Below are 23,207 nucleotides of genomic sequence, written 5' to 3'. Positions count from 1 at the left end.
CGCGTTGACGCCTGAAATCAGGGTTGTGGCAGGACTTTTGGCGTTTTTGTGCTGAACGGCGCTCGTCAACGCATACGAACGATTCTCCGACCGGACGGTCGGGTTGGACTTTGCCGCCGGCGCGCCGGGATACGCCGAAGGTTCACTGAGGGCCAGCGTGCACACCGTTGGCGCTATCATTGACCCTTTCCCGTCTCGCAAAGCGCACCGCGCCCCCCGCATGGCTTCCCACGACTACCTGAAGAAAACCCTGACCGCGCGCGTCTACGACGTGGCCCGCGAGACCGAACTCGAACGCGCGCCGAATCTGTCGGCACGGCTGCGTAATCCGGTTTATCTGAAGCGTGAGGACAACCAGCCGGTGTTCTCATTCAAGGTGCGCGGCGCGTACAACAAGATGGCGCATATTCCGGCGGATGCGCTGGAACGGGGTGTCATTACCGCGTCGGCGGGCAATCATGCGCAGGGCGTCGCGTTGTCGGCGGCCCGCATGGGGGTGAAGGCGATCATCGTGGTGCCCGTGACGACCCCGCAGGTGAAGGTCGATGCGGTACGCGCACATGGCGGGGCGACAGTCGAAGTCGTGCAGTTCGGCGAGTCCTATAGCGATGCGTACGGTCACGCGGTGAAGCTGCAGGAAGAACGCGGCCTGACGTTTGTCCACCCGTTCGACGATCCGTACGTGATCGCCGGCCAGGGCACGGTCGCAATGGAGATTCTCAGCCAGCATCAGGGCCCGATCCACGCGATCTTCGTGCCGATCGGCGGCGGTGGACTCGCGGCAGGTGTGGCTGCGTACGTGAAATCGGTGCGCCCAGAGATCAAGGTGATCGGCGTACAGACCGACGACTCGTGTGCGATGGCGGCTTCCTTAAAAGCAGGCGAACGGGTGACGTTGAATGAAGTGGGCCTATTCTCGGATGGCACGGCCGTGAAGCTCGTGGGTGAAGAAACCTTCCGCCTGTGCCGCGAATATCTCGACGACGTGCTGCTCGTGAACACCGATGCACTGTGCGCCGCGATCAAGGACGTGTTCCAGGACACCCGCAGCGTGCTGGAGCCGGCCGGCGCACTGGCCGTGGCGGGTGCCAAACAGTATGCCGAGCGCGAAGGCATCGAGGACCAGACGCTGATTGCGATCACGTCCGGCGCGAACATGAACTTCGACCGCATGCGTTTCGTGGCGGAGCGCGCCGAAGTCGGCGAAGCGCGTGAAGCGGTGTTCGCCGTGACGATTCCGGAAGAGCGCGGCAGTTTCCGCCGCTTCTGCGAACTGGTGGGGACGCGCAGCGTCACCGAGTTCAACTACCGCATTGCGGACGCGAATTCAGCCCATATCTTCGTCGGTGTGCAGATCCGCAATCGCAGCGAATCCGCGCAGATCGCGGGCGCATTTGAAGCGCATGGTTTTGCCACCGTCGATCTGACTTTCGATGAACTGTCAAAGCAGCACATCCGTTATATGGTCGGCGGCCGTTCGCCGCTGGCCCACGACGAACGCCTGTTCCGCTTCGAGTTTCCGGAGCGTCCGGGCGCGCTGATGAAGTTCTTGTCGTCGATGGCGCCGAACTGGAATATCAGCCTGTTCCACTATCGCAACCAGGGCGCGGACTACAGTTCGATTCTGGTCGGCATCCAGGTGCCGGTAAGCGAGAACAGCGAGTTCGACCGCTTTATCACGACGCTTGGTTACCCGTGCTGGGAAGAGACGCAGAATCCCGTGTACCGATTGTTTCTCGCTTGATCTTATTGGACTAAAACGCGCAGATGGCTCTTTCGCTTGTCGACAAACTGGTGGTGGCAATCTCGTCGCGCGCGCTGTTCGACTTCGAGGAAGAGAACTGCGTGTACGAGAAGGGCAACCTGCAAGCGTATGAAGCATTGCAGCGTGAGCGGCTAGCTGTGCCCGCCAAACCGGGTGTCGCGTTCCCGCTGATCCGCAAGCTGCTGGCCTTGAATGCCGGTGGCCATCGGGTCGAAGTGGTGATCCTGTCGCGCAGCGATCCGATCAGTGGATTGCGCGCATTTCATTCGTGCAGGGAGTATGGGCTGGCGATCGAGCGTGGCGTGTTCACACGTGGGCGCGCGCCATTTGGTTATCTGAAACCGTTGAACGCCTCGCTGTTTTTGTCTGCGAATCAGGACGACGTGCGCGATGCATTGGCTGCCGGATTTCCGGCCGCGCGCGTCTTGCCCGAATCGGCGAAAATGGCGAGCAAGTACCCGGACGAGATCCGGATTGCCTTCGACGGCGACGCCGTGCTGTTTTCCGACGAAGCCGAGCGTATCTTTCAGAAAGATGGCTTGCGGGCATTCGTCGGCCATGAGATTCACAACAAGGATTTGCCGCTTGCGGATGGGCCTTTGAAGCCGTTGCTCGAAGCGCTGCACCGCCTGCAGAAACTCGCGGACGAAGCCGCACCGATGCATATTCGTACGGCATTGGTGACGGCACGCTCGGCCCCCGCGCATGAGCGCGCGATTCGCACATTGATGGCGTGGAACATCGAAATCGACGAAGCGATGTTCCTCGGCGGCCTCGACAAGAGCGCGTTTTTGCGCGAGTTCGAGCCGGACTTTTTCTTCGACGACCAAATTGGCCACTGCGAATCGGCCCGCGTCGTGACGGCGACGGGGCACGTGCTGAGTGGCATCGTGAACGCATCATGACACCCGAACAATCACCGCTGGGTAAGGCATCCACTTACACCGAACAATATGACGCTTCGCTGCTCTTCCCGATTGCCCGAAAGAATGCGCGCGAGGCGATTGGGATTGGCGCGCAGTTGCCGTTTTTCGGCACGGACATCTGGAACGCTTACGAGCTTTCCTGGCTGAACGCGCGCGGCAAGCCGCAGATTGCGGTGGCGACTTTCTTTGTGCCGGCTGATTCGCCGAACATTGTCGAGTCGAAGTCGTTCAAGCTTTATCTGGGGTCATTTGCGCAGACGGCTTTCGAGTCGATGGAAGTTGTGCGCGACACGATCAAACGGGATGTTTCCGCTTCATGCGGCGCGACGGTGTCTGTTCATCTGGCGGCGCCCTATGAGTTCGGCAAATTGCAGATGGAAGAGTTTGACGGGTTGTCGCTGGACCGGCTCGATCTCGATACCGATGTTTATCATCCTGATGCTTCGTTGCTGAAGGCTGCGTTTGACGAGTCGCCTGTTGAGGAGACGTTGGTTTCCAACCTGCTTAAGTCGAATTGTCCCGTGACGGGGCAGCCTGATTGGGGCAGTGTGCAGATTCATTATGTTGGGCCGCAGATCGATCATGCGGGCTTGCTGAGGTACATCATTTCCTATCGGAATCACACTGGGTTTCATGAGCAGTGCGTCGAGAGGATTTTTATCGATGTGCTTAAGGCCTGCCGGCCGGTGAAGCTTGCTGTTTATGCGCGGTATACCCGCCGCGGCGGGCTGGATATTAATCCGTTCCGGACGAATTTTAATTTGCCTATGCCGGATAATTTGCGGTTAGCGCGGCAATAAGGGGGCGTGGTTTTTTTGCCTGCGCGGCGCTTGTTGTCAGTGTTCTTAGGGCGTTGGCCTTTCCTTGAAATGTTAGTGGTCTATTAACAATTCAAGGAAAGGCCAAAGCCCCAGGCACACAGACAAACAAGCGCCGAGCAGGCAACCAAACCCCAAATCAGCGCCTGCGGCAAACAAAAAAGACCATCAAGCCGAAGGCTTCTTATACGCCACGCAATCAACCTCAACCCGACAATCAATCACCATCGAAGAAACCACACACGCCCGCGCCGGCGGATTCTCCCCAAAGTACTCCCGAAACACCTTATTGAACGAAGCAAAGTCACGCGGATCATCAAGCCACACACCACAGCGGACAACATGCTCCGCCCCATACCCAGCTTCCTTCAGAATACCGAAAACATTCTGAATCGCCTTGTGCGATTGCTCAACAATGCCACCATTGATCACCTCACCATTTTCCATCGGCGTCTGCCCGGAAACGAACAACCAGCCATCCGCTTCGACCGCCCGAGCAAAGGGCATATGTTGACCACCCGTACCCTTGCCACCTTCAACACCATATCGCTTCATCATCCAACTCCTTAAAAAGTCAGGCACGCGGCGCGAGCAACGCCACAACCGCTTGTCACATCAATCAGAAAACAAAAAAATCAAAACGCGCCGTGCGCATCACCCTTCGACGCCGCACCACGCGCCACAAAATGCCCTGCCCGTTCGCCGGTCACCGCGCCATCGCGATACGCCAACACGCCGTTCACCCACACAGCATCAATTCCATCGGCCGCCTGTTGCGGCTTCTCGAACGTCGCCGCGTCGCGCACTTTGACCGGATCAAACAACACCAGATCCGCGTGATAACCGATGTGCACCTCGCCGCGCTGCGCCAAACCAAACCGGCGCGCCGACAAGCTGGTCATCTTGCGCACCGCCTCTTCAAGCGGCAGCAAACCGGCGTCACGTACGTAGTGCCCAAGCACGCGCGGAAACGCGCCCCACAACCGCGGATGCGGTAACGGATCGTTCGGCAATCCATCCGAGCCAACCATCGTCGCGGGATGCGAAAGAATGCGCCGCACGTCGTCCTCGGACATGTTGTGATACACCGCGCCCGCCGGCTGCAACCGCTTGCCGGCCTCCTGCTGCGTGACGCCCCACTCGGCGGCAATCTCCCTGATCAGCTTGCCCGCCATCTCGGGATGCGGCTCCGACCACGTAATCGTGATGTCGATGTCGCCCGTCACCTGCTTCACGTCGAGCGTCGACGAACTGCGGTTGTACGGATAGCAATCGCAACCGATCGGCTGCAAACGACGTGCGCCCTCCAGCGACTTCAGCACCTCTTCGCTGCGCCCCCAGTTCGACGGCCCAGCGCACTTCAGATGCGAAATCACCACCGGCACATGCGCGTGACGGCCCACCCGATACGCTTCGTCCATCGCATCGAGAATCGCGTCGAACTCCGTGCGCATGTGCGTCGTGTAAAGCGCGCCTGCGGCGGCGAGCGGCTCGGCCAGCGCCATCACTTCTTCGGTCGGCGCGGAGAAGGCGGAGCCGTAGGCAAGCCCGGAGCTCAGACCCAATGCGCCGTTCGACAACGCCTCTTCGAGTTGCGCGCGCATGCCGTCGATTTCCGCTGCGGTCGCCGCGCGATCGAGCCGGTCCATCTGATTGCTGCGCAACGCCGTGTGCCCAATCAGCGCGCCGACATTCACCGCCGGACGCGCGGCGTTCACCGCTTCGACGTACGCAGCGAAAGTCGGGTACTGGAACGCATCGCGCTCGCCAAGCAGATTCATCGGATCAGGCGGATCGCCCTTCAGCGACACCGGCGACGCACTGATCCCGCAATTGCCGACGATCACCGTCGTCACGCCCTGCGTGATCTTCGGCAGCATTTGCGGCGACCGGATCACGTGCGTGTCGTCATGCGTATGAACGTCGATGAAGCCGGGCGCCAGCGCGCGGCCGTTCGCCTCGATCACCTCTTCGGCGAGCCAGTTCGACAGATTGCCGATCGCGGCGATGCGGCCGTCGCGGATCGCGACGTCGCGTTCGACCGGTGGCGCGCCCGTGCCGTCGTACAGTTGTGCGCCGACGATCAGCGTGTCGGCGGCTTCGGGATGCGAATGCATGGATCAGTCTCCTAACGGTTGTCGATCGCCGCCGCCACGGTGCGCGTCGAGCGCGTGCTTCATGCGGCGCAGCAATTCGCGGCTCTCGTCACCCTGACTCACGGCAAGTTCAGTGACGAGCACATCGAGCGCCATCATCATCGCGTAACGCGACGACGACGGTTTGTAAATGAAATCGGTTTCGAAGGCGACGATCGGGATCACCCAATCGGCCAGTTTGGCCAACGGCGAAGCCGGCGCGGTCAGAGCGATCACGGTCGCCCCGTAGCTACGTGCGATCTTGCAGTTCTCGACCATCTCGGGCACGCGCCCGGTGATGGACAACGCGATCACCACGCACTCGCGCGACACGGTGCTCGCCACCATGCGCTGCAGCAAGCCGTCCTGATAGGTCGCAACCGGCCGGCCGAGGCGCACGAGTCTGAAGCACATCTCGTCGGCAAGCGCGGTCGAGCCACCGCCCATGCCGAACACGTAGATCATCCGCGCGGCGCGCAGCGTGGCTGCGGCTTCGGCTAAAGGCGCCTGCCGCAGCAATTGATGGTTATGGGCAAGCGCGGTCTGCAATTCGTCGAACACGCGGGTGGCGATCGGCTCGGGTGCGTCGGTGGGTCCGCCCGCCTGCAGGAAGCGCTGACCGACAGCGGCCGCCTGCGCGAGCCGCAGCTTCAACTCCCGCACGTCGCGGCACCCGACCGCTTTGGCAAAGCGCGTCACGGTCGCGACACTCACCTCCGCCTGCTGGGCGAGCGCGCCGATGCTGGCGCGCGATGCGCCGGTCAGGTCGTCGAGAATCAGCGCGGCAACCTTCCGTTCGGCCGAACGCAGTTCCGGCGCGCATTCGGCGATGCGCGCGACGATATCGAAGGCCAGTGGTTCGGCGGTCAGGTTCATTGCAGGCTGTGGGGTGTCTCGCGAACGCTTACAAAGCGCTTCCGGAAAACCGTGGTACTAAATAACATTCCTTCAACCATCGTACTTTCGGTAACATGGTAAAGTCAACTTTGATTCGATTTAACCGGACGATGGAGCAGGGAGACATGAAAGTTACAAACTATCAGGGCGCAACGATTGATCCTTATAGCAAGGGCTTGGGCATGGTTCCGGGCACCAGCATCCAACTCATGGATGCCGCGCGCCTCGAGTGGAACCTGCTGAACGAAGATGTGAGCCTGCCCGCCGCGGTGCTGTATGCGGATCGTGTGGAACACAACCTGAAGTGGATGCAGGCGTTCGTCGCGGAATACGGCGTCAAGCTCGCGCCGCACGGCAAAACCACCATGGCGCCGCAACTGTTTCGCCGTCAGCTCGAAACCGGCGCATGGGGCATCACCCTCGCCACCGCGCATCAGGTGCGCGCGGCGTATCACGGCGGTGTTTCGCGGATCCTGATGGCCAACCAACTGGTTGGCCGTCGCAACATGATGATGATCGCCGAGTTGCTGAGCGACCCTGATTTCGAGTTCTTCTGCCTCGTCGATTCGGTCGAAGGCGTCGAGCAACTGGGTCAGTTTTTCACGTCGGTACGCAAGCCGCTGCAAGTATTGCTAGAACTCGGCGTGCCGGGCGGCCGCACCGGCGTGCGCGACGAAGCGCAGCGCAACGCGGTACTCGAGGCGATCGCGCGCTATCCGGATGTGTTGAAGCTGGCAGGCGTCGAGTTGTATGAAGGTGTGCTGAAAGAAGAGCACGAAGTGCGCGAGTTCCTGCAGAGCGCCGTCGCTGTGACGCGCGCGCTTGTCGAGGAAGGACGTTTTGCCCGCACGCCGGCTGTTCTGTCAGGCGCCGGCTCGGCCTGGTACGACGTGGTCGCGGAAGAATTCGTGAAGGCCTCGGAGACCGGCAAGGTCGAAGTCGTGCTGCGGCCCGGCTGCTATCTGACGCATGACGTCGGCGTCTACCGCAAGGCGCAGACGGACATCTTCGCGCGCAATCCGGTCGCGAAGAAAATGGGCGAAGGCTTGCTGCCGGCGCTGCAACTGTGGGCGTATGTGCAGTCGATTCCGGAACCGGATCGCGCGATCATCGGCCTCGGCAAGCGCGATTCCGCTTTCGATGCAGGCATGCCGGAACCGTCGCGCCACTATCGTCCGGGCACCGAAGCGCCGCGCGATATCGCGGCGAGCGAAGGCTGGGAGATTTTCGGCTTGATGGATCAGCACGCGTATCTGCGGATTCCCGCAGGCGCCGATCTGAAGGTAGGCGACATGATCGCGTTCGACATCTCGCATCCGTGCCTGACGTTCGACAAGTGGCGTCAGGTGCTGGTGGTCGATCCGTCGTATCGCGTCACGGAAGTGATCGAAACGTTCTTCTGATCGTGATAGAACCGGCGCGTTTCACCGCGAGGTGGCGCGCCGTTTGTTGCGGCCTTCCCACTCCATCGGCACGTTCGATCCTCGCTGGATTTCGGCCGGCGGGCGCGTCTCCCGAGAGCCGCAGTTTGGATGGCATCCGCGCCAGGTACTCCGGCAGTCGCCGCGGCTTTGAGTCGAGCTTAAGCTTAGCGAGCCGGGTCGGCCTCCGCCGTGTCGGACACCTGGGAAACAGACGCGGCTGCAGCGCCAGTCGTAGCCGCCACTTCGCCGATCCGCACTTCCAGCATCTTCAAGGCCCCCGACAACGCGCTCAGCGCTTCGTCCGGCAACGCCGCCATCGTGTCGTGCAAAAAAGCATTGCGGCGCGGCAGGCTGGCTTCGGTCGCCGACCGTCCCGCTTCGGTCAAACGCACATTGGTCACGCGGTTGTCGCGCGTATCCATGCTGCGAGCAATCCAGCCTAAACCCTCCAGCGTTTTCAGCTGCCGAGTCAGCGCGCCCGGATCGACGCGCAAGCGCTCGACCAGCCGCTTCTGCGACGATTCGCCGGCCTGCTCGTGCAGCGCGAGCAGAATGCGCCAGCGCGGCAATGGATGGCCCACGTGGGCTTCGAACGCCGACATGAACGCCCGATAAGTGCGGCCGAATTGTTGCATGACGGCGACGCGGTCCTGTTCTTCCATGATCTGTCAGTAAAACGGTAAGGCTAAAAAATCAATCCGCGTGAATCACCGGCTCGAGCTTGCGCTGGAGCTTGACCGGCGGCACACGGCGGCTTTGCCACACGGACACCACGGCGATGATCGCCGCGAGCGCGAGACCCAGATGAATTGCTGAAACGAGCGCCTCGCGTGCACTCTCGAGCAGCATCGCGCCGTTGTGACCCGCATGCGTCAACTCGCCGAGTAAGGTGGTTTGCGCATCGCGATTGATGAGGATTTGCGGGTCGCCGAGATCGGCAAACCACTGCGACGCGTGATCGTTTTCCAGCGCGCTGCGCACGCCGCTCGCGTACATATGGCTGATCAGCGTGCCGGTCAGCGCCGTGCCGATCATCCCGCCGATCATCCGCAGCGACTGCAGCAGCGCGGTAGCGATACCGAGGTGTTCGCGGCCCGCAGTCTGCTGCGCGAAGATCGTCAGATTCGGCATCACGAAACCGAGGCCGAGGCCGCCGAGCACCATGAACGACATCAGCAGCCATTGCGGCATGGCACGCGTCGCGACGACCACGCCGAGACACGACAGCGCCACCAGCGCAAAGCCGACGTACAGCATCAGATTCGGATTGCGTACACGCGAGACGATACGTCCGTTGGCGATACTGCCAATCGTGATGAATACGACGAGCGGCGTAATGACGAGCCCCGCCTCTTTCGGTGACATCCCGAAGCCACCTTGAAATAGCAACGGTGCGTAGAACAGCAACGAGAACATCGTGAAACCGCCCAGCACGGCGAGCGTGAAGAGCGCGGCCAGACTGCGATTACGAAACATATCCACCGGCAGAATCGCCGTCGGGCAGCGCTTTTCCCACTGCCACAAGCCGTATGCCGAGGCGACGCTCAGGGCAAGCAGCGCGAAGGCGCCCAAGGTGGCGCCGTGCTTCGGCAACAACTCGACGAACAATTGCAGCGAGCCGAGCGCCACCGCGATCAACAACGCACCCGGCCAATCGAGCCGCATCTTGCCTTCGTGCTCGATGTGCCGCAGATGCGGCAGGAAGCGCCAGACGAAAAATAGCGACAGCAAGCCGACCGGCAGATTCACATAGAACACTGAGCGCCAGCCGTAGTACTGCGTGAGAAAACCGCCGAGAGACGGCCCCACCGCGTTCGCAATCCCGAACGCCGAACTCATCAGCACCTGCCAGCGCAGTCGCACGACCGAGTCGGGAAATAGATCAGGAATGCACGCGAAGGCTGTGCCGACCAGCATGCCGCCGCCGATGCCCTGCAAGCCGCGCGCGAGCACGAGGAACAGCATGTTGTTGGCAGCGCCGCAGAGCACCGAAGCAGCAGTGAATACGACGATCGATGCGATCACAAATGGCTTGCGCCCGTAGTAATCGCCGAGGCGGCCGAAGATCGGCACGGTGATCACCGATGTCAGCAAATACAACGTGCCGACCCACGCGTAGAGCTCGAAACCCTTCAGCTCCGCGACGATCGTGGGCAACGCGGTGCCGACCACGGTCTGGTCTAGTGCGACCAGCATCGAAACGAAGGAAACGCCGAGCATCGCCAGCAGCGACTCACGGAACGGTAAAACTTGCCCACTCGAGTGGTGGGCCGCGGTATGGACAGCCATTTTTGATGGGGCAACAGTTGACTCGTCAAACGATTGGGAATCATACCATGAGGTGATGCTCTAAGCTGGAACGCGCCGGTGCGGCTCATCGCATCGGCAATCGACTGAAGAATGGACAATACATGACGCCAGGGAGGCACATGGAGCCGAGTTCGCTCGCAGCACAATCCTTATCGGACGACGACCTGAGCGCGCTGCGACGCGCGAAACACGAACTGGAGAGCCCCGCGCTGGCGATGAAACTGGCGAGCATCGTCGGCTCGCCGCTCGAGAAGCTGCTCGCGCGCATGCCGGCTTTTGCCAACGAAAAGGTCACGGATGCGACGGAACTGGCATTGCGCAAGTGCCTCTCGATCGCGCTGCGCACGCTGGGGCGGCAGGCTGGCGCCTCGCCCCTCGTGGTGCCCGACAAGCCGAGCAACCTGCTGCACAAGTTCGCCGTGGCGACCACCGGCGCGGCCGGCGGCGCATTCGGTCTGTTCGCGCTGCCAGTGGAGTTGCCGGTCACGACCACGCTGATGTTTCGCTCGATCTGCGACATCGCGCGCAGCGAGGGCGAGGATCTGTCGTCGATCGACACGCAACTGCAATGCCTGACGGTGCTCGGCATGGGCGGCACCTCGAAAGCCGACGACGACGCCGACTTCGGCTACTTCATCATGCGCGGTGCGCTGGCACAGGCGGTATCGAAGGCTTCATCCGAAATCGCGACGAAAGGCTTCACCGCGCATGGCTCGGCGGCCTTGTTACGCTTACTCAACACGATTGCCGCGCGCTTTTCGGTGCAGGTGAGCGAGCAGATCGCCGCCAAGTCGATTCCGGCGATCGGGGCGGTGCTTGGCGCGATGGTCAATACGGTATTCATCGACCACTTCCAGCAGGTCGCGCACGGCCACTTCACCGTGCGGCGGCTGGAGCGGCAATACGGCCAGGAAACGGTCGAAGCCGCCTATCAGGCGATCGACGTCACCCTGGCTGGCTGAGCGGCCGTGTCACGCCCGCTCGTTGCACTCGTCACGCGCCGCACGAAGGCCGCGGCGCGGTCGAGCGCGCGGCCGCCCTCCGGGATGAACGGCGTGAACAAGGGCCAGACGTGCGGCATCTTCTTCCACACCTCAAGTTCGCAATCGACGCCCGCCGCGCGCGCCTTGTCGGCAACGCGTTGCGAGTCGTCTAGCAATACCTCGGTGCTGCCCGCCATGATGAAGAGCGGCGGCAAGCCGTTCAGGTCGGCATAGACCGGCGAAGCGTAGGGATGCGTGGCGGACGTGTCGCCGAGATAAACCTGCGCGGCCCGCGCGATCGCGGGACCGCTGAACATCGGATCGAGACCGTCGTTGGTGCGAATGGTGGCGCCGGCAGCGGCCAGATCGGTCCACGGCGAGAACAGCAGGCAGCCTGCCGGTAGCGGATCGCCGGCGTCGCGCAAGGCGACTACGGTAGCGAGTGCAAGGCCGCCGCCCGCTGAATCCCCCGCGATCACAATCGACTCAGGCGGCGTGCCGTCCGCGACCAACTGACGGTAGGCCGCGGTTGCATCGTCGAGCGCGGCCGGGAAGCGATGCTCGGGCGCGAGACGGTAGTCGAGGGAAAAGATCGGTGCGTTCGCACGCGTGGCGAGGTCGAATACGAGCGAGCGATGCGTACGCGGCGAACAGAAATAGTAGCCACCACCGTGGCAATACAGCACGATCGGGCCGCTCCCGGAAGTGGACACGCCGTCAGCCGGCTCGATCCACTCACCCTGCAGTGGCCAATTGTCCGGCCCGTACGATTCGCGCAGACGCCAACCGCCCGGCACACGCGGCGACCAGGCGCGCTTGGCCGTCAGCGCACGCGCCTTCTCGACATTGATACTCGGCTTGAGGGTTTGCGGTCGAAACTGCTTACGCAGATACCAGCACGCGAGTGCACTTTGCCAGCTCATCAGGACACGCTCCTTCGATAGTGTCCCACATGGTACGTGCAGTCGCCGCCGCGCCGGTGGACGGCGGCTTCTAATCCCGAAAAGGCGCCCGCGCCACCGGGCAAGGTCTTCCTCGTTTTCCTCTGGCCTAGTTCGCCGGCAAAACCTGTCCGCGAATCTCGCCCGTCGGATTCTGCTCAGTATGGACGTTGAAGTACCACTGTCCCGCCATCAGGTCCGTCACCTGCTGTTCGGTGAGCGCCGCCGATCCTTTGATCGGGCTCGCGAGCGCGTCCTTCCCGATCGGCACCTGGACCTTGGCGTTCTGCCCGACCGGCGCAGGACCGTGGAAGTGCGCGGCGGTTGCCGGACCACTCAGCCCTTCATAGGTGATCGTCCATTGCAGGGACTTGGTCGACGTATCGAACGTGGCGTTCAACATGCCGTGCCCGTGACTCACGCGCGGCGGCACTTCGCTCGACGGCTCGAGATCGGCCTTCAACGCCACCGTATCCGCAAAGGCGACGCCCGACGCCAATGCCCACACCACCACAGCAAGATTCAGTTTTCGAAGCGCAATCATGGTCTTCTCCGGACTTTGATGCACCGCCGCACCGACATTTCGGTCACGCGCAGAGCCACCACATACTAGTGCAAATCCGTTGTAGCTGTTTGCGTCGGGGTCAAATGACATCGCGGCGATCTGCTCGACGCCTTCTTCGATATTTACAAACAGTTAATTGCGCAATTTGTACTGAATCTTTTGCGTCATCCCGACTATGCTTCCGGTTGCGAGAAGTGACTCCTTCATCGAGGGATGTCTCCAAATCTTTAACGCGGCTTCGGCCGCGTTTTTTTTCGTCCTCTCGATTCGACGCGTGGATTTACTCACGAGCGCGCGCCAATGCGATCGCCCAAGCGAGGCGCTACAGCCTCGCTTCCGCGCGGTGCGGTGCGGTGCGAAGCAGCGTCACGCAAGTAATGCAGCCTGCTCCTCGATTCCATCGAGCATCGCATTGCACTTGCGCGCCAATGCCAGCCCGTCGCTGCGCAAGCGTTCCGGCGTCTTGACGGTGATATCCCGGCGGTAGTCTTCCAACGCGTTGAGCAGCGGCGGGTATTGCAACACGCTCGCCGCGCCTGCCACGCGATGATGCCACTCGCGCAGACGCTCGACCTCGATGCGTTCGAGTAGCGGCGACAATGCCTGCACGTCTTCGCGCACCGATGAAACGAATGAATCGAGCAACGCCTTAACGGTCGATTCGCTCCCCCACAACTGCGTCATGTGACTCAGGTCGACCGGGACAAATGGCTCTGCGCCGCCATGCGCATCCGGCCCGGAAACCGGCGGTGCGTTGACCGCTTCAGCAGGAGCAGCTTGCCATGCGCTGTCAGTGCCGAACCAACGGCTCAGGTACTCGCGTAGCGTAGCAAGTCGCGTCGGCTTGACGAGGCAGTCGTCCATGCCGGCGTCACGACATAGCTTCAGGTCCTCCGGCGCGGTGTTCGCGGCGGATCGATTGGCCACGCACGAACATTCTTATAACTTCTGCCTTTCTGGGGGACAATCGCGATACAGGCGGCAACTCGCTCGCGTCGTCTCGAGGCTGGGCAAGCGCTTCGATGATGGAGCGGCCGACGTACACCTCACCCCTCCTGCTCGCCTCTATCGCTTGCTTCCGGCATCGTCAGGTCGGTGACGAGCACATCGCATGGCGTGCTCTCCAACAGCGTGATCAATGAAGTGGGCGTAGCCGCTTCGCCGACAATGGCGACACCGGCGCGCATTTCCAGCGCGGCCCGAACGCCAAGCAGAACGAAAGGATGATCGTCCGCAAGAATGACTCGAACGTTCGTCATGATTTGTCTCCGTTGTTGTAGGCATACTCAGCAAACGTATAGGGAAATACCGCTCGCTTCACGTGTGCTCTAATGGCCCAGTGGCGTTGGATGCCACACTAGGGCGGCCATGAAACCACTGCTACAAACCGGAGAAAATCGGAGCGCTCTGAAACCCGCCAACAATTTGATAGTCCATTGCGAAACTATCAAAGCAGGAATGCGCAATTATGCAAATCGAATATGCGAGAATTTTTCCGTCGCTGTTTGTTTGCTTCTGAAAAGCACTGCAGCGACGAGAGCGCGCGCCGCCGCTCTCGTCGCGTGAAAAATAACGAATTTGACCAGCAGCATGACGCCACCGGCCACCATTACTTCATCATGTGGCATCACAAGCGCGTGCCGCCGTCAGCTTGCTAACGCGAGCAGTGCGCGGAAATACCGGTAACGCGATCAAGGCGCATGCACTGGCTACCGCCCACACCATCGGCCACGAACCCACCGACAACAGCAGCGGAATCGCGAGCGGCGTCAGGAACAACGTGAGAAAGACGCAGGTATTGCCGATCGCGAGTGCGGTGCCTGCACGGCTCGTCCCCGCGAGTGTCGCGAGTTCCGTGAAGGCAACGCCGTGCCATGCGGATGCGCTTATGCCGCCCAGCACGATCATCAGCGCGACCACCGCTGTCATCGCCGTATGGTGCATCCCGGCCAGACCCGTCACCAGCGCGAGCGAGGCGAACAGCACCGCGGTCAGCACGCTGCAGGCGCGCATGTAAGCACGTCGATTGCCGCGCCGGTCGGTCCACGCACCGCTCCAGACCCGCGCAATCGCAGCGCCCGTTTGCACGGCCGCCATCGTCAAACTGATCGCCAGCACACCGGCGCGGCCGAAGTCGTGCAGGAAGACGGTCCCGAATGTCACGATGGCAATCTGCGGCACACACAACGCGCCGGCGCCGAGCGCCACGCGCCAGATGCCGATGTCGCGTAACGGCGAAACCTTCACCGGCACCGCACCTGCACCTGCTCCGGCAACCGCAGCGTTGCGAGCCGGACCCACACCGTTCCCTTCGACGTGCGAAGGCTCGTGCAACCACCACCATGCGAACACCGCAGTAATCGCGCACGCAAGGCCCAGCACGGTGTACGCGCTGGCAAAGCCGAATCGCGAGGCAAGCGCCGGCAAGATCAGCGCGCCCAGGCCTCCACCGGCCGGCACCGCAGTCTGCCGAATGCTCATCGCGAGGCCGCGCTCACCTTCGCGAAACCAGGCCATCACCGCACGGCCACTCGAACCGTTGACGCTGCCGCCGAGTAGGCCGACCAGCAACAAGCCGAGCGCGAGCGTCGCCACGCCCGGCACATGCGAGCCGGACGGCACCACGAACAACGCCAGCCCGGCTAGCGCCGCGGCAGTCGAAAGAAGCCCCAGCAACAGCACGCGGCGATCACCCCAACGATCGGTCAGGAGTCCCCATGGCAACTCGCTGACCGCGATGCCCAAACCGAGCATGCCGAGCACCAGCCCCAGCCCGTTGTTGCCGAGGTGATAGCCCGAACGCAAAAACACGGCCGTGGTCGGAATCCCTGAGAAAGCGGCCGAAAAGCTCGCGTTCGCCGCAAAGCCGACTCCCAGCACTTTCCACCGATGGCTCGCCGTACGCTCACCCGGCACCCGCACGGCGGCAATCGAATCGTTTCCCATGACAGCCTCTGCAATGAATGAATTGGAGGTATCCTACGGCTGGGCAATCCATCGGAAAAGCCGGAAAATCAGATGATTTCCATCGGATACACCGAATCATGAGCCAGCGCGGATTTGACCTGACGCAGTTGCGCACCTTCGTCGCCGTCGCCGAATCGGGCAGCGTTTCGGCGGGCGCGGAGCGCGTGTTCCTGTCGCAGTCGTCGGTGAGCGAGCAACTGAAGAAACTCGAGGAACGCGCTGGCCAGCCACTCTTCGTGCGCAGCAAGCAGGGTGTGACCGCCACGCCGGCCGGTAGCCGCCTGCTCGATCACGCGCGCCGCATCATCGCCATGAGCGAGGCGGCGTTCGAGGACCTGCAAGGCCGCTCGCTCGACGGCGAACTGCGCATCGCCATCACGGACTACTACCGTCCGCTCGACATCGCGCGCATTCTCAAGACATTCTCGGAACAGCATCCGCGCCTGAAACTGCACGTCACCGTGCAGCCGAGCGCGGTGATCGATAGCAGCGCCGGCGACGATGCGTCGTACGACATCGGCCTTTCGTTGCGGCTCGTCACCGGGAACGCACGCTCCGCCAACCGGCGCGGCGGCGCGCAAAGCACCGTGGTGCGCCGCGAGAAACTGCTATGGGTCTGCGCGGCCGATGCCAGTCCGCGGCCGGCCACGCCTTATTCATTGGTATTGCTACCGTCGAGTTGTCAGTTGCAGCGCTTCGTCGTGAAGCTCCTCGATGAGCACAAGGTGCCGTATCTGGTGTCGCATTCGGCCTCAGGGGTGGCTGGGTTGCAACTGGCGCTGAAGGCCGGGCTGGGCATTTCCTGCCTGAACGAATCGTCGATCGGCGGGGGCCTGGTGGCCTGTCCACCGAGCGTCGGGTTGCCCGCGCTGCCCGCTGTCGAGTTTCATCTGTTGCCGGGGCGAATCGGCGAAAGCGAACGCGTCAGTAACGCACGCACGGCCTTGATGCATCTCTTCAGTTGACGCGCTCCGCGTCGATGCACGCGCTGCAACTCAAGGAACACGACAGAAACGCAGTGCATCAATCGCATTCAGCGATGCAGTTCGCACTCGAAGCAGACACAGAACAAATATTGAAGGCGCTCTAATCGACGCCTATGCTGATCAAATACATCACCGATTGGTCTCGCAAATTTCATTGACGCATCGGATAAATTCCTGCAACCTGCTACACGTCTGCGAGACGCATCAAGCGTTATTACCGCAGCCCGAAAGCCGTCACCCATTGGCGCACTCAGGCAGATCATTGCTTCATAAAGAAGTTGCATTGCCGCATCGCTTCAATACTGTGCCTCCTTAATAAGTCCGTTTCGATTTGCTGTTCATGCAGTCGTGATGAAAAAGAATTGGCAGGCTTGTCATGCATCGTTCATCGAATCCGATGAGTGAATTCACGAGCGAATGCATGAGAAATAAATAGCGAAAATAACCGTTCCCTCGGCGAGGCCTCGCGTGCATCGTAGATCTATCGGATTTTCGATTCTGGTGGTGCTTTACGTCATGTGGCGTGGCGCGGCGTTCGCAGCCACCGACGCGTCAGCCGCGATGCCCTCTGCCATGGACGAGCGCGTGCGTGCCTGCACCTCGTGTCATGGCGTGCAAGGCCAAGGTCTGAACAATGATTACTTCCCGCGCATCGCCGGCAAACCGGCCGACTATCTGTTCAATCAGTTGAGTGCGTTTCGTGACGGCGGCCGTACTTATCCGCCAATGGGCTATCTGCTCGCCTTCCTGCCCGACGACTATCTGCGCAAGATCAGCCAGTACTTCGCGGACCTGCAACCGCCCTACCCCAATTCCGATCACACCGACGTCGCACCGGCAGTGCTCGCAGCCGGACAACGGCTCGTCACCCAAGGCGACCCGGCACGCAAGATCCCGGCGTGCATCGCGTGTCATGGAGCGCGCATGACGGGTACGCAACCTGGCATTCCGGGACTGCTCGGCCTGCATGCGAGCTACATCGCCGGGCAGATGGGTACGTGGCGCTCGGGCACACGTCACGCGCTTGCGCCGGACTGCATGCATTCGATCGCCGTCAAGCTGACCGACAAGGACATCACCGCGGTATCGAGCTGGCTCGCGCGCCAGCCGCGCCCTGCCGATCCGCGGCCCTCGCCGGCGTCCGCTGAGCGGCTGCCGCTTGCATGCGGGAGCCAACCGCAATGAAGCCGACCTTCCGCTCGAGCCGCCCTGTTGCGTATGCCATGACGAAGCGCCGTCGCACCGCTGTTTCGCTCGTCTCCTGCTTGCTGGTTGCCGGCTTGATCGTCGGTGGCGGCGCCGCGCTTTTCAGCGCACCGCGTGCGTTGTTGATCGCTGAGGCGAGCGCGGCTGAAGCCGTGCCTGTCGCCACGACCGCCACGACCGCAATGGCCACTGCCGACAAAACCGACACCCGTCCCGACATCGTCAAACGCGGCGAGTATCTGGCGCGCGCCGGCGACTGCGTCGCCTGCCATACCGCGCCGCGTGGCAAGCTGTTCGCCGGCGGCCTCGCCATGGATACGCCGTTCGGCACGCTGTATTCGCCGAACATCACGCCGGACGCGCAGTACGGCATTGGCACATGGAGCGAGGACGCGTTCTTCAAGATGATGCGCACCGGCCGCACGCCGGACGGCACTCTGCTCTACCCTGCGATGCCGATCGCTCAGTACACCAAGGTCACACGTGAAGACTCGAACGCAATCTTCGCGTACCTGAAGTCTGTGGCACCGGTACGCGAGCCGAACCACAAGCACACGCTGCGCTTCCCGTTCAATCAGCGCAAGCTGCTGTACGGCTGGCGCACGTTGTATTTCCGTGAAGGCGAGTTCCAGCCGGACCCGACCAAATCGGTCGAATGGAATCGCGGCGCGTATCTCGTCGACGGGCTCGGCCACTGCACGATGTGCCACACCAAGATCAACATGCTCGGCGGCTCGTCGCAAAGCGAACAGTTCGCGGGCGGTCTGATTCCGGTGCAGAACTGGTACGCGCCCTCACTCACATCCGATAAAGACGGCGGTCTCGGCGACTGGAGCATCAAGGACATCGTCGATCTGCTGCAAGCTGGCATTTCCGATCGCGGCGCTGTGTACGGGCCGATGGCCGAAGTCACCTATCACAGCCTTCAGTACATGACGGAAGATGACGTCAAGGCGATGGCCGTCTATCTCAAGACGTTACCGGACAACCGCGGCCGCAAATCGGGCCCGTCCGCACCGACCAATACCAACGTGTTCGCACTCGGCGAAAAGATCTACGCCGACAAATGCGCACTATGCCACGGCGCGAGCGGCGAGGGCCAGTTGCAGCACTACCCGCCGCTCGCACGCAACCAGTCGATCGAAATGGACTCCGCGGTCAACCCGATCCGTATCGTGCTCAATGGCGGTTTCCCACCCGGCACCGCGCGCAATCCCGAGCCGTACGGCATGCCTCCGTTCGGTCAGGAGTTGAACGACACCGATGCCGCCGCCGTCGTCACGTATATCCGCACTGCGTGGGGCAACCACGGCCAGCCGGTGACGTCCCGCGAGGTCAACGAATTGCGCAAAGCGCCGCTGCACTGAACCTGAACCGCTGCACCGGAGAATCTCCAGATGGAAGCGAACGATACCCGCAGCGCGGCCCCACCTACGGATGAAGAAGTGGAACGCGTCGTCGCGGCCGGCCCGCACGGTGCGATCGCCGTGGCCGGTGTCGCCACGCTGATCGTCATAGCGATCTGGTTCGGCTTCTACTTTCTTGTCTTTCTGCCGCGCGGCGTCATCCACTGACTATGTCGACTGATTCCAATCACCAACCGGGCAGCGGCCACGAAGTCGCCTTACGCGCCGAGCGCCGCTGGGCGATTTTCGCCACGGCGCTGATCGTGCTGATGCTCGTCGTCATCGTGTTCTCGGGGCTCCATTGGGCGATGATGCCGCCGTCGCGGGTCGAGACGATCGATCCTTCGCGCCTGCAACTGTCGGGCGAGTTCGTCGAAGACAACCTCGGCAGCGCCGTCGAGCCGGACGGTTCGGTCGTTGTGCGTTTCGTCGCGCAGCAGTATTCGTTTACGCCGCAATGTCTGCTGGTGCCCGCCGACACGCCGATCACGATCCGCACCACCAGCGCCGACGTCGTGCACGGGTTGCTCGTGACCGACACCAACATCAACACGATGGTCGTGCCCGGCTATGTCGCTACGCTGAATACCCGCTTCGACCAACCCGCCGATCACACCATGCCGTGTCACGAGTTCTGCGGCTTCGGCCACCAGACCATGTGGGCGCACGTCAAGGTCGTCGACAAAGCCACGTTCTTCGAGCAAGCCCGACAATCACGGAGGCTCAGCTGTGTTTCACGCTAAGCGACTCGTTCTCGCGCATTTCTGGCTGGCCTTCATCGCGTTTCTGGTCGCGCTGCTGCTCGGCGCGTGGCAGATGCTGGTACGCAGCCCGCTGGTGCCGTGGGTCGGCGACCCCGAACTCTACTATCGATCGGTGACCGCGCATGGCTCGGTGATGGCTTACGTGCTGCCCACCCTGGTTTCAATGGGCTTTGGCTACGCGATCGTCGAACTCGCGCTGGCACAACGGCTCGTCGGTCTGAAATGGGCGTGGGCCGCGTTCATCATGCTGGCAGTTGGCGCGGTGATGGCGATGGTGCCGGTCGCGCTCGGCAAAGCTTCGGTGCTCTACACCTTCTATCCGCCGATGATCGGCAGTCCGTTCTATTACCTTGGCGTGGTGCTGGTGGTGGTCGGCTCGTGGATCTGGGTCGCGCTGATGCACGTGAATCTGCGCATCTGGAAGCGTGCGAATCCTGGCAAGCCCATACCGCTCGCGATGTTCGCCAACGTCGCAGGCGCGTATCTGTGGGCATGGACCGCGATCGGTGCGGCGCTCGAAATCCTGTTCCAGATCTTGCCCGTCGCCTTCGGTCTCACCAACACGATCGATGCCGGCCTCTCGCGCATCCTGTTCTCGTGGACGCTGCATGCGATCGTCTACTTTTGGCTGATCCCGGCTTACATCGCGTACTACACGCTGGTGCCGCGTGCGATCGGCGGACGGCTCTATAGCGATTCGATGGCGCGCGTGTCGTTCATTCTGTTCCTCGTATTCGCGATGCCGATCGGCATTCACCACCTGTTCGCCGATCCGCAGGTCGGCTCGGGCTTCAAATTCCTGCATGCGGTGTTCACCGGCATGGTGTCCGTGCCGACGTTGCTGACGGTGTTCACCATCTGCGCTTCTGTGGAAATCGCCGGACGGTTGCGTGGTGGCAAAGGCGCGTTCGGCTGGTTGACCACGTTGCCGTGGCAGAACCCAATGATGCTGGTGATCGCATTTTCGTTCGTGATGCTGGGTCTTGGCGGTGCGGGTGGCCTGATCAACATGAGCTATCAGTTGAACTCGTCTGTGCACAACACGCAGTGGGTGACCGGACACTTCCATCTGATTTTCGGCGGGGCGATCGTCATCATGTACTTCGCGATCGCGTACGAACTGTGGCCGCAACTGACCGGCCGCGCGATTGCATCGGTGAAACTGGTGCGTACGCAACTGTGGCTGTGGTTCATCGGCATGATGGTGGTGACGCTGCCGTGGCATTACGTCGGTCTGCTCGGTGCGCCGCGCCGCATGGCCTACTACGACTACAACATGCCGGGGATGGAATCGCAGGCGTTCTGGGTGGGGATGTCGGCGGTGGGCGGAATGATCCTGGTGGTGTCGGGCATGCTGTTCATCTACATCCTCGCGAAGTCGCAATTCGGGCCGGAGGTACAGCAACAGAGTTTCCGTTTCGCGAGCGCGGTGCAGCCAGTGGAGCACGTGCCTGCCGCGCTCAATAGTTTCGGCTTGTGGGTGGCGTTGATGATCGGGCTGACGGTTGTCAACTACAGTGTGCCGATCGTTCAGTTGCTCAGATTGCCGCAGACGTCCGTGCCGGCAGTTGTCGTTGGAGCGCAGCGATGAGTCAGGAACGCGTCTTCAGCTTGCGCAACCCGTGGTTCACGGCGAGCCTGGGCGGCACGATTGCGATTGCCGTGGTGGCGATACTGATCGGCTTCATCTGGTTGCCATCGGCGAACAGCGGATTCAGCGAGCGCGGCTTATGGGCGACGATTTGCAGCGCGGCAGGCGCGCCGTCGAGTTGGTACGGCGGCGCCAATATTGCCGGTCCGGCGCCGAGCGAGGTGGTGGTCTTGCCGCCTTTGCGGCGGGCGCGCGCTGACACGAATTCGATTGGCCGCGGCGCGACGATCGCGACGCAGAATTGCTCGATGTGTCATGGCGTGCTAGGCACGGTGCAGGTGACGGCGCCCGCGTTGGCCGGGCAGTATGCCGACGTGGTCTATAAAGAGTTGCGCGACTATCAGAACGGTGTGCGGCAGAACGCGGTGATGCAGCCGATTATTGCGGCTCGCAGCGATCAGGATCTGCATGATTTAGCGGCTTATTATGCTTCGCTGTCTCGCGCGCCGGCGGCCGAGGTTTTGCCTGTAGGCGTTGGACCGGATGCGAATGTTGTGAAGCTTGCGATGCAGGGTGATCCGCAGCGGAATATTGCACCTTGTGCGGCCTGTCATGGACAGTCGGATCGTAAAGGGGCTGCGCCCTGGCTTGGGGGACAGTCGTCCATTTATCTCGCTGCGCAGATGCGGGCGTTTGCTTCCGGTGCCCGGCATAACGATATCAATGAGCAGATGCGGAATGTGGCTCGGCAGATGACCTCGGCGGAGATCGATAGCGTGGCTAAGTATTACGCGGCGCAGCAGTGACCGTTTGAGCCTGGTTTAGCCTTTGCGGCGCTTAACCGCGAATAGCATGTCAGAAGGCCCGCACTCAGCGGGCCATTTTTTGCCCAATGTCTTACGCGCGGCTCGCGCCTTTTTCATTGCTTCTGCGTGGTGGCCTCTAGTGCCGGTTAATGTGCAACGGCGGCGGCCTGTGCACCCGCTTCTGCTCGCGACGCGACCTTTGTGCGCACCGGTTTGGGTCGCGTGGTATCTGCGGGTTTCGCGTTCAGCTTTTCATCTGATTTCTTCCGCACTGCCTCAGACAGAAGGCTCGCGGCACGTTTGGCCGTGATGCGGCTATGAGGCACGTCCTTCGCATCAAGCGCGATCACCTGGTACAGTTCGCGGTCGCATTCAATCTCGCGCTCGTATCCTTCGCCAGTTTCGACAAGCAGTTCCAGCAACGCTTGTTGGCTTTGCCGTTCTTCCCTTGTCATGCAGGGAGTCCTACGTATTGAGGCCGGAAGCGTAACCAGTCGCTTAAGTTGATCCAACTGCCGGTTGCACAAATCGAAAGCTGAGAGCGCGAGTTTCTCGTACTGGAGCGCATCAACGGGCGCGCGTGAGGTTGCTTGAGGGTTCTTGGTAGATTTGCTCATGGTGCGATTTCCGGTTCGTTCCTGAATCGCCCGACACTCGCTGAAAGATGAATTAGTAAGGACTTCCCCGGTCTGCGGATCGTCACCGTCTGGTGCGATC

General features: G+C 61.7%; 22 protein-coding genes and 1 pseudogene. 12 read left to right on the top strand and 11 right to left on the bottom strand.

Features of this window, described 5'->3' with window-relative positions; genetic code table 11:
- Positions 1-220: 220 nt before the first annotated feature.
- The 3 genes from ilvA to queF are packed head-to-tail and all read left to right on the top strand — an operon-like array spanning position 221 to position 3,491.
- A complete protein-coding gene (gene ilvA / locus M0D64_RS36005) occupies positions 221-1,744 on the top strand; it encodes a threonine ammonia-lyase, biosynthetic (protein WP_266238505.1) in 1,524 nt (507 codons plus the stop codon).
- A gap of 23 nt (positions 1,745-1,767) precedes the next feature.
- Entirely contained in the window at positions 1,768-2,670 is a 903-nt protein-coding gene (locus tag M0D64_RS36000; RefSeq protein WP_154565585.1) for a 5'-nucleotidase, read from the top strand.
- The gene (gene queF / locus M0D64_RS35995; protein WP_054037665.1) at positions 2,667-3,491 is read left to right on the top strand and encodes an NADPH-dependent 7-cyano-7-deazaguanine reductase QueF; all 825 of its coding nucleotides are present in this window, start codon (positions 2,667-2,669) and stop codon (positions 3,489-3,491) included. The genes M0D64_RS36000 and queF overlap by 4 nt, the downstream gene beginning before the upstream one ends.
- A gap of 186 nt (positions 3,492-3,677) precedes the next feature.
- Here the strand turns inward: queF and M0D64_RS35990 are convergent, their stop codons facing one another.
- From M0D64_RS35990 to M0D64_RS35980, 3 genes are all read right to left on the bottom strand, one after another.
- The gene (locus tag M0D64_RS35990) at positions 3,678-4,064 is read right to left on the bottom strand and encodes a RidA family protein (protein ID WP_154565592.1); all 387 of its coding nucleotides are present in this window, start codon (positions 4,062-4,064) and stop codon (positions 3,678-3,680) included.
- A gap of 80 nt (positions 4,065-4,144) precedes the next feature.
- Positions 4,145-5,626, bottom strand: a complete 1,482-nt coding sequence (locus tag M0D64_RS35985; RefSeq protein ID WP_266261247.1) for an amidohydrolase family protein — start codon at positions 5,624-5,626, stop codon at positions 4,145-4,147.
- 3 nt (positions 5,627-5,629) lie between these two features.
- Entirely contained in the window at positions 5,630-6,520 is an 891-nt protein-coding gene (locus M0D64_RS35980; RefSeq protein ID WP_266261246.1) for a MurR/RpiR family transcriptional regulator, read from the bottom strand.
- A 146-nt stretch (positions 6,521-6,666) separates the two neighbouring features.
- On the opposite strand from M0D64_RS35980, the gene M0D64_RS35975 reads away from it, so the two are divergent.
- The gene (locus tag M0D64_RS35975) at positions 6,667-7,944 is read left to right on the top strand and encodes an amino acid deaminase (RefSeq protein ID WP_154565582.1); all 1,278 of its coding nucleotides are present in this window, start codon (positions 6,667-6,669) and stop codon (positions 7,942-7,944) included.
- Between the two features lie 185 nt (positions 7,945-8,129).
- Here M0D64_RS35975 and M0D64_RS35970 read toward each other — a convergent pair whose 3' ends face one another.
- Both M0D64_RS35970 and M0D64_RS35965 read right to left on the bottom strand, forming a co-directional pair.
- The gene (locus tag M0D64_RS35970) at positions 8,130-8,627 is read right to left on the bottom strand and encodes a MarR family winged helix-turn-helix transcriptional regulator (RefSeq protein WP_266261245.1); all 498 of its coding nucleotides are present in this window, start codon (positions 8,625-8,627) and stop codon (positions 8,130-8,132) included.
- Between the two features lie 31 nt (positions 8,628-8,658).
- Positions 8,659-10,254: an MDR family MFS transporter gene (locus tag M0D64_RS35965; RefSeq protein ID WP_266261244.1), complete on the bottom strand. Its 1,596-nt coding sequence runs from the start codon at positions 10,252-10,254 to the stop codon at positions 8,659-8,661.
- Positions 10,255-10,394: 140 nt separating this feature from the next.
- On the opposite strand from M0D64_RS35965, the gene M0D64_RS35960 reads away from it, so the two are divergent.
- Positions 10,395-11,237 (top strand): EcsC family protein, encoded by an 843-nt coding sequence (locus M0D64_RS35960; RefSeq protein WP_154565590.1) that lies wholly within the window; start codon positions 10,395-10,397, stop codon positions 11,235-11,237.
- Here M0D64_RS35960 and M0D64_RS35955 read toward each other — a convergent pair.
- The 5 genes and pseudogenes from M0D64_RS35955 to M0D64_RS35935 all read right to left on the bottom strand — a co-directional run bounded on the left by M0D64_RS35955 (position 11,207) and on the right by M0D64_RS35935 (position 15,710).
- Positions 11,207-12,181, bottom strand: a complete 975-nt coding sequence (locus M0D64_RS35955; RefSeq protein ID WP_266261243.1) for an alpha/beta hydrolase — start codon at positions 12,179-12,181, stop codon at positions 11,207-11,209. The genes M0D64_RS35960 and M0D64_RS35955 overlap by 31 nt on opposite strands.
- Before the next feature lie 127 nt (positions 12,182-12,308).
- Positions 12,309-12,743, bottom strand: coding sequence for a CHRD domain-containing protein (locus tag M0D64_RS35950; RefSeq protein WP_097391266.1), 435 nt, complete (start codon positions 12,741-12,743; stop codon positions 12,309-12,311).
- A gap of 387 nt (positions 12,744-13,130) precedes the next feature.
- Positions 13,131-13,673, bottom strand: a pseudogene (locus M0D64_RS35945) (histidine kinase); the annotation flags it as partial.
- Positions 13,674-13,810: 137 nt separating this feature from the next.
- Positions 13,811-14,023, bottom strand: coding sequence for a response regulator (locus tag M0D64_RS35940; RefSeq protein ID WP_233465045.1), 213 nt, complete (start codon positions 14,021-14,023; stop codon positions 13,811-13,813).
- Positions 14,024-14,381: 358 nt separating this feature from the next.
- On the bottom strand, positions 14,382-15,710 hold the full coding sequence (locus M0D64_RS35935; protein WP_266261242.1) for an MFS transporter: 1,329 nt from the start codon (positions 15,708-15,710) through the stop codon (positions 14,382-14,384).
- 98 nt (positions 15,711-15,808) lie between these two features.
- Here M0D64_RS35935 and M0D64_RS35930 point away from each other — a divergent pair, with 98 nt between their 5' ends.
- The 7 genes from M0D64_RS35930 to M0D64_RS35900 all read left to right on the top strand — a co-directional run bounded on the left by M0D64_RS35930 (position 15,809) and on the right by M0D64_RS35900 (position 22,490).
- The gene (locus tag M0D64_RS35930) at positions 15,809-16,696 is read left to right on the top strand and encodes a LysR family transcriptional regulator (RefSeq protein ID WP_266261241.1); all 888 of its coding nucleotides are present in this window, start codon (positions 15,809-15,811) and stop codon (positions 16,694-16,696) included.
- 489 nt (positions 16,697-17,185) lie between these two features.
- Positions 17,186-17,902, top strand: coding sequence for a c-type cytochrome (locus tag M0D64_RS35925; RefSeq protein ID WP_168435920.1), 717 nt, complete (start codon positions 17,186-17,188; stop codon positions 17,900-17,902).
- Entirely contained in the window at positions 17,899-19,290 is a 1,392-nt protein-coding gene (locus M0D64_RS35920) for a cytochrome c (RefSeq protein ID WP_154565577.1), read from the top strand. Before M0D64_RS35925 ends, M0D64_RS35920 begins: the two co-directional genes overlap by 4 nt.
- A 30-nt stretch (positions 19,291-19,320) precedes the next feature.
- Entirely contained in the window at positions 19,321-19,497 is a 177-nt protein-coding gene (locus M0D64_RS35915; RefSeq protein WP_166618295.1) for a hypothetical protein, read from the top strand.
- 2 nt (positions 19,498-19,499) lie between these two features.
- Complete coding sequence (locus tag M0D64_RS35910; protein WP_154565576.1) at positions 19,500-20,072, top strand: cytochrome C oxidase subunit II; 573 nt, start codon at positions 19,500-19,502, stop codon at positions 20,070-20,072.
- Positions 20,059-21,684: a b(o/a)3-type cytochrome-c oxidase subunit 1 gene (locus M0D64_RS35905; RefSeq protein ID WP_266261240.1), complete on the top strand. Its 1,626-nt coding sequence runs from the start codon at positions 20,059-20,061 to the stop codon at positions 21,682-21,684. The genes M0D64_RS35910 and M0D64_RS35905 overlap by 14 nt, the downstream gene beginning before the upstream one ends.
- Positions 21,681-22,490, top strand: coding sequence for a c-type cytochrome (locus tag M0D64_RS35900; RefSeq protein WP_266261239.1), 810 nt, complete (start codon positions 21,681-21,683; stop codon positions 22,488-22,490). The genes M0D64_RS35905 and M0D64_RS35900 overlap by 4 nt, the downstream gene beginning before the upstream one ends.
- Before the next feature lie 146 nt (positions 22,491-22,636).
- Here M0D64_RS35900 and M0D64_RS35895 read toward each other — a convergent pair.
- Positions 22,637-23,207 (bottom strand): hypothetical protein (locus M0D64_RS35895; RefSeq protein WP_308102538.1); only part of this gene is annotated, 571 nt, incomplete at its 5' end.

Origin of the sequence: Paraburkholderia sp. WS6 (genome assembly GCF_030464835.1) — a bacterium.
Classification (GTDB): Bacteria; Pseudomonadota; Gammaproteobacteria; order Burkholderiales; family Burkholderiaceae; genus Paraburkholderia; species Paraburkholderia madseniana.
This window is presented reverse-complemented; position numbering and strand designations above follow the sequence as displayed.